This is a genomic window from Pseudobutyrivibrio sp. 49, assembly GCF_900100545.1.
Taxonomy (GTDB): Bacteria; Bacillota; Clostridia; order Lachnospirales; family Lachnospiraceae; genus Pseudobutyrivibrio.
The window spans coordinates 36401-53826 of record NZ_FNDP01000019.1; the positions used below are offsets into that span (position 1 = coordinate 36401).

Genomic DNA, 17426 nt, shown 5'->3' on the forward strand with positions numbered 1-17426 from the left:
TTTTATGATAACGGAATAAGCTTAAAAGCCGCTGTATTCTGATACACTATCGGACTATCGTACTCAAAAGCTATAATCCCATCTGTACTTGCAGTCACTGTCTGAATAACTTCTCCAGTATATGGATTAGTAACATATGCCATCACCTGCCCCTTGATCACTACATCACCAGCTTGTACTATTGGTTCCATAAATCCAGCATTAGCTGTTCTGATACTTATAAATTTGCCACTTTCTATGACTTTTGAAACACAGCCTTCTGTACTTTCGTAATCAATAACTCCTTCTTTTGCCAGGAAATTCAGCACAGCATGTACACCAATTTCAGCGCTCTTTTTATCTATCTTTTCCGTACTGGATGTATAAATAGAGAAGGCCTCGGTGTCCCAAATTTGCCAATTGTAGTTTAGGGTTGCTGTATCAAAGGGTCTTGGGTTGTGGATAACTACAAAGGGTAATCCAAACGCCTTGGCCATCTCTACGTTTTCATTTCCAGTTTTCATAATCCTTACCTGGGGCACAAAATGCCCAGGCATATAGAAGGACGCAAACTGGATTCCAAACTTATAATCTTTTATCTGCTCAAATATTCCTGCTGCGATTCTCTGTGTTGTTTCCCCTTTTTCGTATCCAGGAAACATTCTGTTTATATCAGTATTATCAATACTCCAAAATCGTTTTTTTATATTCATGGAATAAGGATTTCCACTGGGCACTACCATGATGGACTTGTCCTTGGAAATCTTTCCACACTCTTCTAGTTCCTTCAGTTTCTTTATCAACAAACTGCACACGTACACCTGTTGATATTCATTTCCTCGTAGGCTACCAACGATACATGCTGTCTTTTCACCTTCTCCAAAAACATAGCCTTTTACCCTGAAATCGTCTCTGTATAATCCCTTAAACGAATATATAACCTCTTCTCTCATACCTGATTCTCCAATAATACCTTTTCCTTGAGAATTCTTCCCATAAGCGAACCTTCCTCCACTACAGGATATTCTCTAACTGTAAAAATCATCCCCTTTTCTGGTGCTTTGATTTCAGCTATTACTTCTCCACTTAACGGATTAATAATCTTTCCTACTAATTCTCCTTTTTCTACCACACTTCCATGTTTCTTTTCCTTCATATATATACCTGAACAAGGCGCGTTCAGATAACAAACATCATCTCCATCTGCATCATAGGCAACAATTGCTTCTTTCATATCAGGAACTGCTCCCGTCCATATTCCCAGCTCCTTCATGAGAGAAAAAATGCCGTCCGTCAGTTGATTACCATACTCTTCAGTAATTCTCATACCCACTCCCATTTCCACAACAAGGGTATTCGTTCCTTTGCTGTTAAGAGAATAAGCTAGAGTGGATTCTAAAACTGTGCTGGCACCATGTACCCATATCAAATCCATATTTGCTTTCTTTGCTATAGGTACAAGTGCATCAGCATTCAATTCGTTTATACGAATCTGTGGAACCTCTGTAAGGAAAATATTGCTGGCATGAATATCTATTACAAGGTCTGCTCCCTCCAGTTCCTCAATAATTTTATATGCCAGATACTCGTTCATATCTCCATCAAGATTGCCTGGAAAAATTCTGTTCATATCCAGGTCAAAAGCTGGAATTCCTCTTGTAATGGAATCAATTCCAAAGGGATTCATCGCCGGATATATGTCTACTATGCCGTTTAAGCTATCAACCTGCTCCCTAATCCTCCTTGATAGCTCATAGCACACATACTGTCCTTCCAATTCATCCCCATGGATTCCGGTCACTATGCATATTCTTTTCTGTCTCTTCTTCCTGTCAGCCACAAATCTATGCTTCGTAATTACGAATTCCTCATCTACAGGAAGCGACAGCCTCACTACATCTTCAATTGATTCCAACAATTCCTTCATCAAAAACCTCTTCCACAACCACATTTATGTCCTGAATCTGAGTAACATTTCCGGTGAATATTCCCTGATTTACAAGACAATCCTCTGAATCTCTTCCATTGGATATTTTGATATATTCATCTCCCACAAGCTTATAATTGGTAGGATCAAACCCAAGCCATTTTCGTTCGTTCCATATCTCTACCCAGGCATGTGATAGTCCCTCACCCATCATCATGCCTGCAACATAGCGACAGGGTATACCTTCCATTCGACAAAGAGAAAGCATGATATGTGCATAATCCTGACAAACACCGCTCCCGCCAACAAGTGCCTCCTCCGAGGTTGTAGACATATTTGTAACCCCTTGCACATACTGAAAAGAATTACTTAACCCTTCCATAATGGCTGATGCCTTATCAAGAGCTGAATCAAATCTTTTCAAATCAAGCTTCTGATAATACTCCAAAGTCTTAAGTCCTGGCTTTGTCTTTGGCGTTTGATATTTAAATATACCTATCTTGTGAAGTTCATCTGCTTTCTCGTACTCTTCTCTGCCAGTTACGGCAATTCCATTTACATCAAATCCGAAACTGTTATGGAGCTCATTTGTGTATCCAAATAAGGTAATGTTTCCGTAGGAATCCTCATCCTCACTGGTCACATTATCTGGATATACCTCCACCGCCAAATTTTCGATTTTTTGTAAATCAGTATCATGTGGAACACACTTAAGTGAAAATCTATGATTTTTTACGTAGTCACTAAAAGTGAGCTTCATATGATAGCCAAACTGTAGCTTTTTCAAAGCTCCTCACCTACCAATTGTTCAATCTCATCTGTCAACGTCTCATAAGGCATATCATCCAACTGCACTAGATAATTTATGTGCGCCATCCTTGTACTGTCATATCGCATGGTGCTTTTATCGATACGATTAGTAAGTCTTCTTGTCTCCTTACGAATCCTCTCAGGAAATACTTTTAGTCGTGAATATAAATCAATTCGTTCCACAAGCTTACCAACCCGTATCATGTTCCGTATTGAGGACTCCTCAATGTCATCATCCGCCATTCCCCAGAATGCAGCTATATTATCCGTCACATGCTGTAAGCCAATTAATGGTGATTTGTTGATTGCGGCCTGATTCATGGCATATACCGCCAATTGGATATATGAAAGGGATTCACTTCCGATTTCTTCCCTTAGAACAATCGCGTTATCATAGGCCCTCATCAGGTTAGAAAAGATTGAATTCTCATCCTCCAGGGAAAAGCAATATCGAGCAACAAAATCCTCCTTGCTCTTATAGATGTTTGGAATATCCTGACTTTCGCAGAACTTTTCGTACTCCAAATCATCAATATCAATCATTGAATCAAATCTGGCCTCAAAAACCTTTATGGTGGTATACACTCGCTCTGTATATCTGCCAAGCCAGTATAATCTGTCTGTGTTCTCTACTGAGATAATACCCATGTATCTTTAAATCCTCCTCCCTGCGAAGAATTAACAATAAATGAATCTGGATTTCTGGAGAATCTGGTCAATCCACTTTTCCATACCATTGGTTCATCCCCCATAAGTACAAAGGCTCTCAAGTCCGCTTTTCTTGGAAGAAGCTCGCATTTTTCCATGATATCGATATCCAGAAAATCTATAACCTCCTGCGCAATGAATCTTCGAGGCTCACTCTTCAACATCTCCTTGAAGTTTGCTTTTTCCTCTGAGTTCATCTTGCTGCCGAACACTACTCCATATCCACCAGCCTCTGCCACATCCTTTAAAACCAGCTTGTCAAAATTCTCCAGCACATACTTCATATCCTCTTCATAGTATGGAAGATAGGTTGGGGCATTATTGAGAATTGGCTCCTCATTCAGATAATATTTCACCATCTTTGGAACGAAATAATATATTCCCTTATCATCTGCCACACCATTTCCTGGTGCATTGATAAGTGCAACATTTCCCTTTCTGTAAATATCAAAAATGTGAGGAATGCCAATTACTGAATCCTTCCTAAAGGTCATTGGGTCAAGATATTCATCTGATATTCGTCTGTATACAGCTCCTACTCTCTCTTTACGTCCCGAATAATCGATAAAATACAAGTGGTCATTTTCAACTATCAGCTCGTGCCCAGAAGCCAAATGCGCACCTGTCTTTTCTGCAAGATACGAGTGTTCAAAATAAGCTGCATTATATCTGCCTGGAGTCAAGATGACCGTGTGTCCTCCCACATTCACATGGTCCATAGTACGACGTAGCATAGCGGCATAGTTTCTGTTGTCTTCAACATGTTTTCCCGTAAAAAGATCCGGTGAGCTTCTTCTGGAAATCATTCGCGCAATCATTGGGTAAGATGCGCCTGAAGGGATTCTTAGGTTATCCTCCAGAACATACCAGTCTCCATCCTTCGCCTGAACTAAATCAATACCTGCTATGTGGGCATATATTCCCTTGGGTGGCTTGATTCCATCGCACTGAGGTAAATATCCACTACCGGCGTAAATAAATTCCTCCGGTATGATGCCGTCTCTAACAATATGCTTGTCGCCATAGATGTCGTTAATAAAACAATTTAGAGCAACAACTCTTTGCTTCAATCCTTTTTCAAGGTAGGTAAACTCATCCTTATCAATGATTCTTGGAATCATATCAAATGGAAAAAGCTGCTCTTTGAATTCATTGTTTTTATAAATTCCAAACTTAACACCATACCTGGCCAATTGCTCATTAACAGCCCCAGAACCTGCATAGATTTCCATATCCTCGACCCGTTCTTTTTTACTAAAAATGTCTGCGTATGTTGTCATGCTCTCTCTCCTCCTTTCTGTAAAATAAAAAGGCGCCTCAAGCCACAATTGTGACTCAAAACGCCTTTGTTTGATTAAAGTATACGGAAATTTAAAGAATATGCAACTGTTTTCTATCAAATCATCTCAATTTCTTTCATCCAGAGATTTACTGCTGCATCACTTGGCATTCTGAAATCTCCTCTTGGAGATAATGTTACTGTACCAACCTTGGGACCATCTGGCATGCAGCTTCTCTTGAACTGCTGAGTGAAGAATCTCCAGTAGAACTTCTTCAACCATTTAAGGATTTCTTCACGACTGTAGTCACCCTCAAAAGATTTTTGTGCCAGCCTGAAAATCTTTGATGGTGAAAATCCAAAACGGAGCATGTAATACAGGAAGTAATCGTGAAGCTCGTATGGTCCCACCAAATCCTCTGTCTTCTGTGAAATCTTTCCATCCTCGTCTGGTGGCAAAAGCTCTGGGCTGACTGGTGTATCAAAAATATCTTTAAGTGTACTGCTGAGAATTCCCTCTGTTCTGTTTGCCTCATATTCCACCAGCCATCTCACAAGTGTCTTTGGAATTGAAGAATTAACAGCATACATTGACATATGGTCGCCATTATAGGTAGCCCATCCCAAGGCAAGCTCCGACAAATCACCTGTGCCAATTACAATTCCACCAAGCATGTTTGCCTTGTCCATAAGAATCTGGGTACGCTCTCTTGCCTGACCATTCTCGTAGGTGACATCATGATTATTACTGTCCTGACCAATGTCTTCAAAGTGCTGGCTGACACTTGCCTTGATATTAATCTCCTCAAGGGTTGTGCCATATGCTTCTGCCAGTCTGCAGGCATTGGTGTAGGTTCTGTCTGTAGTACCAAAGCATGGCATGGTGATACAGTGAATTCCCTTTTTATCAAGCCCTAGTCTGTCAAATGCATGGACTGTTACGATAAGAGCAAGTGTAGAATCAAGTCCTCCTGACAAACCAATAACTACATTCTTACAACCAATATGTCTGATTCTTGTCATGAGCCCTACTGCCTGCATGGTAAGAATTTCCTCACATCTACTATCCAAATCATATTTTACTGTAGGAACAAATGGTGTCTTTGCTGGGGCAACTGCAAGATTTGTCTCTGTCATCTTTAACGAGAACTTTGATTCATGGAACTGACAATCCGTATTTACGATAAATGTATTCATACGTCTTCGTTCGTGTACAAGTCTGTCCACATCCACATCTGCGATTATCATCTCATTATCAAAGATTTTTGATTCCGCATATACGGTACCATTTTCTGCAATAATGTTGTGTCCGGCGAAAACCATATCCTGTGTGGACTCTCCCACACCTGCATCTGCATAAGCATAGGCACAAAGAAGACTTCCTGATTTTGCCTTAATAAGATTTTTTCTGTAATTAGCCTTTCCAATCACTTCATCACTGGCTGAAAGGTTGAAAATAATAGTAGCCCCGCTTTTTGCCAATTTTACTGATGGTGTATCTGCAACCCAAAGATCCTCGCAAATCTCGATACCAAATTTCAGATTGCTTATTTCTTTGCAGGCGAATACGTGATTACTACAAAGAACTGCAAAGCCTGCAGCGTCAAAGCAAATCTCTTCCATAAGGCTGTCACCAGCAGGAGTGAAATGTCTCAGCTCATAAAACTCACTGTAGTTTGGAATGTTCTTTTTAGCTGTAGCTCCGAGAACTTTTCCACCTTTAATCACTGCTGCAATGTTGTATAGCTTGCCTTTCACCTGATATGGCAATCCAACTATAGAAACGATGTCCAAATCTGCTGTGGCACCAGCAATATCCGCCACTGCCTTCACTGCACCTTTAAGCAAAACATCTTGTAAAAATAAATCTCCACAGGTGTATCCTGTTATACCTAATTCTGGGAAACAGATAATCTTTACACCTTTCTCATTTGCTTCCCTGATTAATCTAATTATCTCAGTTGCATTGTGCTCAGTATCAGCTACCTTTATATCCGGTGTAGCACATGCAATTTTTATAAATCCGTCTTTCACTTTTCTTTCCCTTCCCGAAAAAAAATAAAAGACGCCCGCTAAATAGCAGACGTCTTTGTCTTTTAGAATTTTAAATCTTTTTACTGGATTTGGCAACATTTCGATATGCTGGCAAATCGAATTCTAAATTGATTTTATATGACTTCCCACCACCTCTGAAACATCAGAAATCGTGGTAAATGTACTGCCTGGAAAATCATTGAGCAGCGATTTCAATTCATATATTTCTGCACGTGTTACCACGCAATAAAGAATATCCTTCTCATTGTTGGAAACAAGACCTTCTCCATGCAAAAATGTTACTGTACGCCCAAGCTTCGTGAAAATCTCATCTGCCAGCTTCCCGCCTTCATCAGTAATAATCATTACAGATTTTGCACTGCCAAAACCAATTTCAACAACATCAATCACCTTGGAAGAAATGAAATACATCAGCAGAGAATACATTCCCCTGTCAAAATCAAACACCATCCCGGCAATTGTGAAAATGAAAACATTAAAAATCAAAATAACCTGGCCTGTGGATATTGAGAAATTTCTGTTCAGGATAACAGCCACCACTTCGGTTCCATCCAGACAGCCACCACCCTTTAGCACCAGACCGACTCCAAGTCCCAGCAAGACTCCTCCGTAAGTTATGGCAAGCAACATTTCATCAGTGGCCTCTTCAACTGGTTCAAAAACTCCTGTCATAATTGAGAACAGAATAATAGCATAAATCATTCTCACAACCAGCTGATGCCCCATTTTTCTATAAGCCACTATAACAAAAGGCGCATTTATCAAAACAATCAAAATTCCTAGAGGAAGCGGAAGGAAGTGTGACACAATCATACTTATACCTGTTACGCCTCCATCGAAAATTCTATTTGGAACCAAAAACTCTTCAATAGAAAATGCAGCTATGATGGCACCTAAGGTAAGCTCCACATAGTAAATCAGCAGATTTCTCTTCTCTTTCATAGTATTTTTCATACTCGGTCCCTCTCATGAATCTCGCCCCACAGTTATCTGTCTTAAGAAGTATAATATCATTCTAATCGTACAACTTCTCCTTTTCAAGAAAACTATCTGTTAAAATTTCTTGTAGACTTTGCTACTTTAATGTGCTAAACTGTCCGTAATTTATTATGGCTTTAATTTTGGAGGGTTGTATATGGAAAATTTTCTATCTCGCGTTGAAAACATCAACAACGCAGTAAATGGTTTCGTCTGGGGACTACCTATGCTTATCCTTTTGGTAGGTACTGGTATTCTTATGACCTGTCTTACAAGATTCTTTCAGATTTCACACTTTAAGCATTGGATTAAGAACACAATCGGTGGTATCTTCAAGGATTCCCACGTAACTGCACACACTGACAAAGAAGATACTCAGATTTCACAGTTCCAGAGCCTTTGCACAGCCTTAGCTGCAACAATCGGTACTGGTAACATCGCAGGTGTTGCTGCTGCTATCGCTTCTGGTGGTCCTGGTGCAATTTTCTGGATGTGGATTGTTGCCTTCTTTGGAATGATGACAAACTTCTCTGAAAATGTTCTCGGTATCTACTATCGTAGAAGAAACGAAAAGAACGAGTGGTGCGGTGGTGCCATGTACTATCTTCGCGATGGTCTTGGCGGAAAGAAGGGCTATAGACATCTTGGTTCTGGCCTTGCAGTTCTGTTCTCAGTTTTCTGTATTTTAGCTTCATTTGGTATCGGAAACATGGGTCAGATTAATTCCATCGCTGTAAATTTGAACTCCGTATTTGGAATTCCTTACATTGTTACTGGTATTTGCCTTATGGTATTCGCTGCTCTTGTAATTGTAGGTGGTTTAAAAAGAATCGCTGCAGTTACAGAAAAGCTGGTTCCATTTATGGCTCTTATCTACATGATTTGTGCACTTATTGTATGTGCCTTCCATATTGACCAGTTCGGAGCAGTTTTCACTTCTATCATTAAGAGTGCCTTTGGTATGCGTGCTGTTGGCGGTGGTATCGTTGGTAGTGGTGTTGCAATGGCGGTTCAGTTTGGTATGAAGCGAGGCGTTTTCTCAAATGAGGCAGGTCTTGGTTCTTCCGTAATGGTTCACTCAAGCTCAAACGTAAGAGAGCCTGTAGTACAGGGTATGTGGGGAATCTTCGAGGTTTTTGCTGATACAATCATTGTTTGTAGTGTTACAGCTTTCGCTGTCCTTTCAAGCGGCTTGGTAGATTTGGAAACTGGAAAGGTAATTTCAGATCAAGTTTCTACTGCACTTGTTGCAGAAGCTTTCTCTACTGTATTTGGAAAATTTGGTTCTGCTTTTATTGCTATCGCAATCATTCCATTTGCATTTTCTACTGTTCTTGGCTGGAGCCAGTACGGTAGCAAGGCTTTTGAGTACCTTTTTGGCAGAAAAACAATCAAGTTCTACCATATAGTTTTTGTTGCATTTATCGTGGTTGGTGCCACTATGGATTTGACACTTGCATGGGATCTTTCAGATACATTCAACGGACTTATGGCTATACCAAACCTTATCGGTGTAGTTACTCTTAGCGGTACTGTTATGAAGATTACACACAACTATGTTCAGAGAAATATCCTTCATATGAACGTAAAGCCTATGCTTTCTGCTTTAGATGATATTCAGGAATTACATGAGAAGGAGCTCCTTGAAAAAGCTCTCCAAAAAGAATTAAAAGAAAAAGAAAAAACAGCCTAATTAAAATCATAAAAATTAAGAGCTAAGACATTTGCGATTTACATTGTCTTAGCTCTTTTTATTTTCTTAATTTTATATATTCTGTTCATGAAGTAATTTCATGGCTCTGTAAGAAATCAGCTCATCCTCTTTCATGGCTAGAAGCTCATCTCTTGAAATCCATCTGTAATCAATGGTCTCACCATGCTGCAACACCACCGAATCCTTATCACAATCAGTCTCACAAAGGTAAAGTACATAAATAGAATGATTCTTATCAATTACCATTCTACCAATCTCTCTTAAGGTTCCTTCGATGCCTGTCTCTTCTTTAAGCTCTCGCTTTGATGCCTCATCTGGTCCCTCGCCCTGTAAAGCAGAGCCCCCTGCGGAAAGCTCCCACTGACCACCATGAGTCTTCTCATGGTCTCGCTGCATTATAAGGTAGCTTCCATCTGTATGCTTCACGATAATGTCGCAAACCAAATGGTAGATATTGTCAGGAATATGCTGACCTCGCACAAGCGTTGCCCCATCTATTCTAGTAAAATCCCTGTTGTACGCATCCCATAATTCTGCCATAAAAGCTCCTTTCAGCTACTACATGTAAGACTACGAAACTAATGTCATTATAATATACCGCCGTACTCGTATCCAGCCTCTTCAACAGCTGCCTTGATAGCTGCCTCATCAACATCCTTTGAATTAGTGATTGTTACAAGATTCTCCTCGTGTGATGCTACTGCGCTATCGATACCATCAATTGCCTCAAGTGCCTTCTTTACGTGTGCCTCACAATGCTGGCACATCATTCCCTTAACTGTAATCTTCATTTCTCCTGCTTCCTTTCTATCTTCATTTTTTGTTGCTTGTTTTATTAAAATCCCTTTTATTGGATTCTTAATCATTTTATCTTTCGAGCTGTCATATGGCTTAATCCAATTAAGTCTTAACGCATTGCTAACTACACAGAAGCTCGATAATCCCATGGCTGCTGCACCAAAAATCGGATTAAGCTCCCAGCCAAAGGCTGCCACATAACATCCTGCTGCAAGAGGTATTCCAAGGATATTGTAGAAAAATGCCCAGAAAAGATTCTCGTGAATATTTGTAAGAGTCTTTCTTGAAATCCTTATAGCCGCTGCAACATCTTTGATGCTACTCTTCATTAATACTACATCTGCAGCATCAATTGCAATATCTGTTCCTGCACCTATTGCTATTCCAAGATTTGCCGAGGTAAGTGCTGGCGCATCATTAATTCCATCGCCTACCATGGTGGTCATGCCATGCTCCATCAGCTGTCTTACCACAGCCTCCTTACCATCAGGCTTTACCGATGCAACCACTTCATCTACACCTGCCTGCTCTGCTATAGCAGCTGCCGTGATTTCATTGTCGCCTGTAAGCATTACCACGTGGATTCCCATATTCTTAAGCTCTGAAATAGCTTCCTTAGAATCTTCTTTAATTACATCTGCTACCGCTATTATTCCAAGAAGCTTTCCTTCCTTGGCAAATAATATTGGAGTCTTTCCACTGCGAGATAAATTATCTACTGTCTTTTCCACCTCAGAAATAATTCTCTCTGATTCTTGTGGATTAGTATTCTCTGCAAGGATTTTGCTGATAAATTTAAAACTGCCTCCATAAATCAGCTCACCATCCAGCCTAGCCTTAAGCCCATTTCCTGAAAGTGCTTCAAATTCTGTAGTCTCTTTCAATTCTAATTGCTTTTCAGAGGCATATTCTGTGATAGCCTTTGAAATCGGATGTTCGCTCTTTGATTCCAGAGCATAGGCTGTTGTTAATAACTTGTAGGCCTCTCTGGCAGAAATCTTAAATTCAACATGTCCCTCATCTGAACTTTGTATTACAGGCATTATGTCTGTAATTTTCATTTCGCCAGTGGTGATTGTTCCTGTCTTATCCAGTGCCACTATCTGAGTCTTACCAGCCTGCTCCAGTGATGCCGCAGTCTTGAATAATACTCCTGTTTTTGCAGCCACACCATTTCCAACCATGATAGCTACTGGTGTTGCAAGCCCCAATGCACATGGGCAGCTGATTACAAGAACTGATACGGCTCTTGCTATAGCGTAGCCCACAGTCTGACCTACAAGAAGCCATGAAATAAATGTAATTACCGAAATGGATATTACAGCTGGCACAAACACTCCTGATACTCTGTCAGCAATCTTTGCGATAGGTGCCTTAGTGGCTGCCGCATCGCTTACCATTTTTATAATGGCTGAAAGTGTGGTGTCCTCACCAACTTTCTTTGCCTCGCAGACCATATAGCCTGAAGAATTAATTGTGGCAGCATAGACCTTGTCACCCACAGCTTTCTCCGCTGGTACGCTCTCGCCTGTAAGGGCCGCTTCATTTACCGCGCTTTCCCCTTCTACTACAATACCATCCACGGGTATGCTGTCTCCAGGTCTTACCACAAATCTGTCGCCCACCTGCACCTCTTCAATAGGCACTGTGATTTCTTCACCATCCCTAAGGAGCACTGCTGTCTTAGGTGCAAGCTTCATTAATCCCTTTAGGGCATCGGTAGTCTTTCCCTTTGATTTGGCCTCAAGCATCTTACCAACTGTAATAAGGGTAAGAATCATTGCCGCCGCCTCAAAATAAAACTGATTCATAAAATATATTATTTGCTCTTCATCATTTGCTAACACCGCAGAGGTCATTGCAAACAATGCTACTACGCTATACACATATGATGCTGTAGCACCTAATGCCACCAGCGTATCCATATTAGGAGATTTATGAATCAGCCCTCTAAACCCACTGATGAAAAACTTCTGGTTAATCACCATAACAAGCCCAGCTAATATCAGTTGATACAATCCCATTGCTACATGATTACCATCCAAAAATCCTGGTAGTGGCCAATCCCATAGCATATGTCCCATGGACACATACATAAGAGGAATCAATAGAATAATTGAAGCAATCAATCTCTTCTTCATCTTTGGCGTCTCTGTATCCTTTAACGAATCTTCTGAGGCTGCCTGTTCTTTTGCACCACCTTCAGCCTTAATGCTTGCACCATAACCTGCTGCCTCAACAGCTGCTATGATTGCCTCGGGAGAAGCAGTTCCCTCTACTCCCATTGAATTTGTTAATAAGCTGACTGCACAACTATCCACGCCTTCCACAGCGCTAACAGCCTTTTCTACTCTGGTCTGGCATGCAGCACAGCTCATTCCTGTTACTTTGTATTGTTCCATATAATCACCTATAAATTACCTGTTACTATATGTTCCTGTTTTTCTGTTACTTCATAAGCTTCTGCAAGGTGCATACAAGCTCATCGATAACCTCATCATTTCCTTCTCTTATGTTATCAGCCACACAGGTCTTCATATGATTTGCAAGTAATACCTTATTAAAGCTGTTTAAGGCAGAAGTGATGGCTGACACCTGAACAAGAATATCTGTACAGTATGCATCATTCTCAAGCATGTTCTCTACGCCTCTTACCTGCCCCTCAATTCTCTTGAGTCTGTTCATGAGATCCTTAAACTCTTTGTCTTCTCTCTCTTTTGTCTTTCCTGAACAGCAGCAACATTCCTCCTGCATAGTCTTTTCTATATTTGTATTCTCTACCATAAAGAATATCTCCTTTTACATTTCTAACCGAGTTCTCAACATACCCCTACGGGGTATCATTGTTGAATGGATTATATACCCTATAGGGGTATATTGTCAACACTATGATAATACACATTTTTTTAATTTTATATACATATTATTTTCACATAATAAGACTACACTTATGCCTATGTTGTGTAAGAAAAATAAAAAAGGAGAGATGCTTATGAGTTTTGACATCCAGTATTTACTATGGTTACAGGATTTAAGAAATGCCACTGGAGGAGCCTTTGATGAGTTTTTCAACGCTCTATCAAAATTTGCAGTAGATGTATTACCATTTTTACCTTATATAGTTTTTTGGGGATGTAATAAGAAGTGGGGATACCGCTTTATGACCGCTTTTTGGAGTGGTGAACTTGTAAATGGCCTTCTTAAACTTACGGTATGTGCTTACAGACCATGGATAAGATCAGAATTAATTGAACCAGCTGGTGATTCTAAAGTTGCAGCCACAGGTTATTCTTTCCCTAGTGGCCATTCAACAAATGCCACCACCATGTACGGTACTTCTATAGCGTGGCAAAAGGACAAGAGACGCTGGCTTGCTATTACACTTGGAATAATTCTTTTCCTGACCTGCTTTTCAAGAAATTTCCTTGGAGTTCATACCCCACAGGATGTTTTGGTAGGTTTCGGATGTTCAACAATCATCGTTATTCTCGTAGGCTTTATTCAGAATAAAGTTGGCGATAACGAGACTTTGAGCGATAAGCTTACATTAGCCGGTATTATCGTAGTTATAACCACTCTTATCTATATTCAGGTAAAGCCTTATCCTATGGATTATATAGATGGGCAGCTTCTTGTTGACCCACAGAAAATGATGAACGATACCTTCAAAGCCTGCGGCGGAATGACAGGATTCTTAGTTGGCAGCTACATCGAACGCCACTATCTAAAATATGAAATTCCTGTTGGCGATGCAGCTCTTCGACTTCCAATGCTTACTACTATTGGCGCTGCAATCATGTTCGCATGGAAAGAATTATTTGCTGCAGCAACAATCGTCCAGTTATTCGGTGGACACTGGGGCAACTTTATCGCAAGATGCCTTATGACATTATTTGCTCTAACTCTTTGGCCATTAGTTATTAAGAAAGAATGCCATAGTTAAATCCTTCCAAAATTATATTTTATATTCAAAAAGAGATAGGCATCGACCTATCTCTTTTTGCTATAAACTTTATTAAGTTCATTACTCATATTTTTTACTAAGCTATAATATTGGAAGGTGTAATAAATGTAGGTTCTAAAATAACTTTAACCTTATCCATATCTGCACCACATCTCGCGAAATCTCTCTTTAAGTCCCAGCTAGGATGATTGTAGGTGTTAAGAAGTATTGCATCAATTCCCACTGCAGTAGCTACTCCCACATCAGCAAGAACTTCATTTCCTATCATCACACACTCATCTTTTATAAGGGAATGCTTATCAAGCAATTCCTGAAGGAAATTACCATCAGGCTTCTTTATCCCCTTATCTGAAGAAATAAAAATATCATCAAAATACTTAGTAATATCAGTATCTTCCATTTCCTTTTCTGTATATAGTCTCTGGGCGTTAGACAGTAGATATATCTTTCCGCCAGCTTCTTTGATGGCAGCCAAAGTCTCTGCCACTCCATCATATCTTTTCAGCTTTACGCGGGAAGTTTCCCTAAAGTCATTGCAAAACCTTCTCATTTCTACATCTGAGACTGGCTTTCCAATTAACTTTTCCCATACCCACTCGATTTTAATCTCTGGATGCTTACTGCCATTTTCTTTAGCAAGTCTTTTCTCCTCAGACTTACAAAGCTTAAAATACTCTTGGTTTAATTTCTTGGAATCGATGACCGTACCAAAGTTTGTTTCAAAATAATCCGAGGTATACTCCCAGAGCTTTGGATTTTTCTCATCTGTATGTATATCAATTAATGTTCCATATAAATCAAAAATATAGTTCTTGTACTTCATAACTCTAGTAAAAATCTCCTAATTATCTCCAAAAACCTTTTGATACAGTGCTTCATACTCTGCTTCAGTGATCTCGTTTTCACCCTGATAATATGTCTTCACACCAGTGTCTTCCCAGTCTTCCCATCCGAAGCCAAGAGAATCCACCACCTCAAGGTTTCCATTAAACTTTGTTAACTCATAAGTGCATCTGCCACCATGTGTTGTATCACTGTGAACTATCCAATAGGCACCATCATACTTTGTGTAAGAACACATAGCTGCTGTGCCTTCGCCCTGGGCAAAGCAAACTACCTTGCCACCCTTACAATCAAAGCACATATCTCCGTATACAGAATTCTGTAAAATGAACTCAACTTCACCATCATTATCCAAATCAACAGGCTCCAATTTTTCTACAACCATGGTGACATCTAACTCATCCTCTGGAGTGGAATCTTCAAACTGAAAGTAAGTATTATCCATTGTCCATGTAGTGTCATCATAGTAAGAACGTGCTTCTGCTGTAATCTTTCCATCACAAAAGGCCTGAAATAATTCTTCCGGTGACATCCCGACGTCATCAGTATCCGCTGATTGCTCACCAGCCATAGGTACTTCAGAATCCTCCAAAGTAACATCCTGCTTTTCGTGATTCTGTGCTATATCTGTATTGTCTTCTACATTATTTGATTGTAAGAAAAACCATGCCCCGCATCCACCAACCAATAGTAGTGCCACTATTATTGTTGTTATTGAGACTATTCTCTTTTGCCTTCTTCTCATTATTTCTTAATTATTCTCCCTAATCATTTCTAATAACACAAACCGCTTAATATTGTATTATAAAACTCCGCTCATCTTCTTCAAGTGGCATTTTTTCTTTTTCAAGTTCATAAATATCTATGAATCTATCTGATGCCAGTGATTTAAGAAACATATATATTTCCTGTTCAGAGCCCTGTATTTCCGCTGTAACAGAGCCATCATATTCATTCTTTACATACCCAGTTAGACGATATTGATTAGCTATATGACTAGCCTTGTATCTAAAACCTACACCCTGTACTCGCCCTGTGAATATCATTTTATATCTTACTATATCACTCATAGTATTCCTCTAATTCATATATAAAAATCACATAGACTATAATACAACAATTCATAATCAAATTGGGAAAAAAATAAGAGATAGGAACCATTTCCTATCTCTTATTACTAAGCGTGCGTGAGAGGATTCGAACCCCCGACACCTTGGTCCGTAGCCAAGTGCTCTATCCAGCTGAGCTACACACACATATTTACTCAATAGAGTAAATGCCGTAGACCGGAATCGAACCGGTACGATGTCGCCACCACGGGATTTTAAGTCCCGCGCGTCTGCCAGTTCCGCCACTACGGCATAGTCTATTAAAAGACTAATGGGACCTACAGGGCTCGAACCTGTGACCCCCTGCTTGTAAGGCAGATGCTCTCCCAGCTGAGCTAAGATCCCATAATGTTAAAACTGGAAAACGACCCCAGAGGGACTTGAACCCTCGACCTCCGCCGTGACAGGGCGGCGCTCTAACCAACTGAGCCATGAGGCCATATTAAATATTATAAATAGAAAGTGGACCCTCAGGGACTCGAACCCTGGACCGACCGGTTATGAGCCGGTTGCTCTAACCAACTGAGCTAAAGGTCCATATTGTAAGACTAACAAGCAAGACCTTTATAAAAAAAATTGGCCTCTTTCTACTCAATAGAAAAAAGCCGATGATCGGACTCGAACCGATAACCTGCTGATTACAAATCAGCTGCTCTGCCAATTGAGCCACATCGGCTTAATACTAAGTATTGCCTAAAGGCAAATGACTCCGACGGGAATTGAACCCGTGTTACCGCCGTGAAAGGGCGATGTCTTAACCGCTTGACCACGGAGCCAAACTAGCTGAAATCCAACGCCTGAATTCAGCGACTGATTAATAATAACATACAAAGTTGAAATAATCAACATCATATGAGCTCCCCAAGTAGGACTCGAACCTACGACAACTCGGTTAACAGCCGAGTGCTCTACCAACTGAGCTATTGAGGAATATTATCTTTTGGCTGCTTTAGCAACCTCAAAACTTCATACAGTGTTCGAGAACACGCTTACATCTTTTTAGAATAAACCTTCGATCTATTAGTATTCATCAGCTGAATGCGTTACCGCACTTACACCTTGAACCTATCTACCTTATCGTCTTTAAGGGATCTTATCTCCTTGAAGGAGGGGATATCTCATCTTGAGGGGGGCTTCACGCTTAGATGCCTTCAGCGTTTATCCCGTCCAGACTTGGCTACTCAGCTATGCCGTTGGTCGACAGCTGATACACCAGTGGTCCGTCCACCCCGGTCCTCTCGTACTAGGGGCAGCTCCTCTCA

The 17426-nt window shown here is 40.3% G+C and carries 15 protein-coding genes, 8 tRNA genes and 1 rRNA gene; 2 read left to right on the plus strand and 22 right to left on the minus strand.

Features of this window, described 5'->3' with window-relative positions; genetic code table 11:
• Positions 1-2 precede the first annotated feature (2 nt).
• From BLP54_RS13030 to BLP54_RS13060, 7 genes are all read right to left on the minus strand, one after another.
• Positions 3-932 carry a M14 family metallopeptidase gene (locus BLP54_RS13030; RefSeq protein ID WP_090170375.1) on the minus strand — a complete coding sequence of 310 codons (930 nt, stop codon included), beginning with the start codon at positions 930-932 and terminating at the stop codon, positions 3-5.
• The gene (locus BLP54_RS13035) at positions 929-1906 is read right to left on the minus strand and encodes a M14 family metallopeptidase (RefSeq protein ID WP_090170377.1); all 978 of its coding nucleotides are present in this window, start codon (positions 1904-1906) and stop codon (positions 929-931) included. Before BLP54_RS13035 ends, BLP54_RS13030 begins: the two co-directional genes overlap by 4 nt.
• A complete protein-coding gene (locus BLP54_RS13040; RefSeq protein ID WP_090170379.1) occupies positions 1881-2693 on the minus strand; it encodes a transglutaminase-like domain-containing protein in 813 nt (270 codons plus the stop codon). Before BLP54_RS13040 ends, BLP54_RS13035 begins: the two co-directional genes overlap by 26 nt.
• Positions 2690-3364 carry an alpha-E domain-containing protein gene (locus BLP54_RS13045; protein WP_028248153.1) on the minus strand — a complete coding sequence of 225 codons (675 nt, stop codon included), beginning with the start codon at positions 3362-3364 and terminating at the stop codon, positions 2690-2692. Before BLP54_RS13045 ends, BLP54_RS13040 begins: the two co-directional genes overlap by 4 nt.
• Positions 3346-4704: a circularly permuted type 2 ATP-grasp protein gene (locus BLP54_RS13050; RefSeq protein ID WP_090170381.1), complete on the minus strand. Its 1359-nt coding sequence runs from the start codon at positions 4702-4704 to the stop codon at positions 3346-3348. Before BLP54_RS13050 ends, BLP54_RS13045 begins: the two co-directional genes overlap by 19 nt.
• Before the next feature lie 116 nt (positions 4705-4820).
• Positions 4821-6737 carry an NAD(+) synthase gene (locus BLP54_RS13055; protein WP_090170383.1) on the minus strand — a complete coding sequence of 639 codons (1917 nt, stop codon included), beginning with the start codon at positions 6735-6737 and terminating at the stop codon, positions 4821-4823.
• Positions 6738-6860: 123 nt separating this feature from the next.
• Positions 6861-7712, minus strand: a complete 852-nt coding sequence (locus tag BLP54_RS13060; protein WP_090170386.1) for a YitT family protein — start codon at positions 7710-7712, stop codon at positions 6861-6863.
• 181 nt (positions 7713-7893) lie between these two features.
• Here BLP54_RS13060 and BLP54_RS13065 point away from each other — a divergent pair, with 181 nt between their 5' ends.
• Positions 7894-9429: an alanine/glycine:cation symporter family protein gene (locus BLP54_RS13065; RefSeq protein WP_090170387.1), complete on the plus strand. Its 1536-nt coding sequence runs from the start codon at positions 7894-7896 to the stop codon at positions 9427-9429.
• A 72-nt stretch (positions 9430-9501) separates the two neighbouring features.
• Here BLP54_RS13065 and BLP54_RS13070 read toward each other — a convergent pair whose 3' ends face one another.
• The 3 genes from BLP54_RS13070 to BLP54_RS13080 are packed head-to-tail and all read right to left on the minus strand — an operon-like array spanning position 9502 to position 13002.
• A complete protein-coding gene (locus tag BLP54_RS13070; RefSeq protein WP_090170389.1) occupies positions 9502-9990 on the minus strand; it encodes an NUDIX hydrolase in 489 nt (162 codons plus the stop codon).
• A 47-nt stretch (positions 9991-10037) separates the two neighbouring features.
• Complete coding sequence (locus tag BLP54_RS13075) at positions 10038-12650, minus strand: heavy metal translocating P-type ATPase (RefSeq protein WP_090170391.1); 2613 nt, start codon at positions 12648-12650, stop codon at positions 10038-10040.
• A 46-nt stretch (positions 12651-12696) separates the two neighbouring features.
• A complete protein-coding gene (locus tag BLP54_RS13080; RefSeq protein WP_090170407.1) occupies positions 12697-13002 on the minus strand; it encodes a metal-sensing transcriptional repressor in 306 nt (101 codons plus the stop codon).
• A gap of 238 nt (positions 13003-13240) precedes the next feature.
• Between BLP54_RS13080 and BLP54_RS13085 the strand changes: the two genes are divergently transcribed.
• Positions 13241-14191, plus strand: coding sequence for a phosphatase PAP2 family protein (locus BLP54_RS13085; RefSeq protein WP_090170393.1), 951 nt, complete (start codon positions 13241-13243; stop codon positions 14189-14191).
• Positions 14192-14288: 97 nt separating this feature from the next.
• Here the strand turns inward: BLP54_RS13085 and BLP54_RS13090 are convergent, their stop codons facing one another.
• The 12 genes from BLP54_RS13090 to BLP54_RS13145 all read right to left on the minus strand — a co-directional run.
• On the minus strand, positions 14289-15035 hold the full coding sequence (locus BLP54_RS13090; protein ID WP_090170395.1) for an HAD family hydrolase: 747 nt from the start codon (positions 15033-15035) through the stop codon (positions 14289-14291).
• An 18-nt stretch (positions 15036-15053) separates the two neighbouring features.
• Complete coding sequence (locus BLP54_RS13095) at positions 15054-15800, minus strand: hypothetical protein (RefSeq protein ID WP_176754560.1); 747 nt, start codon at positions 15798-15800, stop codon at positions 15054-15056.
• 46 nt (positions 15801-15846) lie between these two features.
• Entirely contained in the window at positions 15847-16125 is a 279-nt protein-coding gene (locus tag BLP54_RS13100; protein ID WP_176754561.1) for an acylphosphatase, read from the minus strand.
• A 112-nt stretch (positions 16126-16237) separates the two neighbouring features.
• Positions 16238-16311: transfer RNA gene (locus BLP54_RS13105), tRNA-Arg, on the minus strand.
• A gap of 21 nt (positions 16312-16332) precedes the next feature.
• A tRNA-Leu gene (locus BLP54_RS13110) sits at positions 16333-16416 on the minus strand.
• A gap of 20 nt (positions 16417-16436) precedes the next feature.
• A tRNA-Val gene (locus tag BLP54_RS13115) sits at positions 16437-16509 on the minus strand.
• 20 nt (positions 16510-16529) lie between these two features.
• Positions 16530-16603, minus strand: a tRNA-Asp gene (locus BLP54_RS13120).
• A gap of 24 nt (positions 16604-16627) precedes the next feature.
• Positions 16628-16701 (minus strand) — tRNA-Ile (locus BLP54_RS13125).
• 66 nt (positions 16702-16767) lie between these two features.
• Positions 16768-16840, minus strand: a tRNA-Thr gene (locus BLP54_RS13130).
• Between the two features lie 28 nt (positions 16841-16868).
• Positions 16869-16940, minus strand: a tRNA-Glu gene (locus BLP54_RS13135).
• 81 nt (positions 16941-17021) lie between these two features.
• Positions 17022-17094: transfer RNA gene (locus BLP54_RS13140), tRNA-Asn, on the minus strand.
• A gap of 70 nt (positions 17095-17164) precedes the next feature.
• Positions 17165-17426: ribosomal RNA gene (locus BLP54_RS13145) — 23S ribosomal RNA — on the minus strand; the annotation flags it as partial.

Bases quoted from the DNA above. Each gene is read 5' to 3' on its own strand.
- BLP54_RS13075 (WP_090170391.1), bottom strand. From the start codon at position 12,650: ATGGAACAATACAAAGTAACAGGAATGAGCTGTGCTGCATGCCAGACC.
- BLP54_RS13080 (WP_090170407.1), bottom strand. From the start codon at position 13,002: ATGCAGGAGGAATGTTGCTGCTGTTCAGGAAAGACAAAAGAGAGAGAA.
- BLP54_RS13050 (WP_090170381.1), bottom strand. From the start codon at position 4,704: ATGACAACATACGCAGACATTTTTAGTAAAAAAGAACGGGTCGAGGAT.
- BLP54_RS13100 (WP_176754561.1), bottom strand. From the start codon at position 16,125: ATGAGTGATATAGTAAGATATAAAATGATATTCACAGGGCGAGTACAG.
- BLP54_RS13065 (WP_090170387.1), top strand. From the start codon at position 7,894: ATGGAAAATTTTCTATCTCGCGTTGAAAACATCAACAACGCAGTAAAT.
- BLP54_RS13060 (WP_090170386.1), bottom strand. From the start codon at position 7,712: ATGAAAAATACTATGAAAGAGAAGAGAAATCTGCTGATTTACTATGTG.
- BLP54_RS13095 (WP_176754560.1), bottom strand. From the start codon at position 15,800: ATGAGAAGAAGGCAAAAGAGAATAGTCTCAATAACAACAATAATAGTG.
- BLP54_RS13045 (WP_028248153.1), bottom strand. From the start codon at position 3,364: ATGGGTATTATCTCAGTAGAGAACACAGACAGATTATACTGGCTTGGC.
- BLP54_RS13070 (WP_090170389.1), bottom strand. From the start codon at position 9,990: ATGGCAGAATTATGGGATGCGTACAACAGGGATTTTACTAGAATAGAT.
- BLP54_RS13035 (WP_090170377.1), bottom strand. From the start codon at position 1,906: ATGAAGGAATTGTTGGAATCAATTGAAGATGTAGTGAGGCTGTCGCTT.
- BLP54_RS13030 (WP_090170375.1), bottom strand. From the start codon at position 932: ATGAGAGAAGAGGTTATATATTCGTTTAAGGGATTATACAGAGACGAT.
- BLP54_RS13090 (WP_090170395.1), bottom strand. From the start codon at position 15,035: ATGAAGTACAAGAACTATATTTTTGATTTATATGGAACATTAATTGAT.
- BLP54_RS13085 (WP_090170393.1), top strand. From the start codon at position 13,241: ATGAGTTTTGACATCCAGTATTTACTATGGTTACAGGATTTAAGAAAT.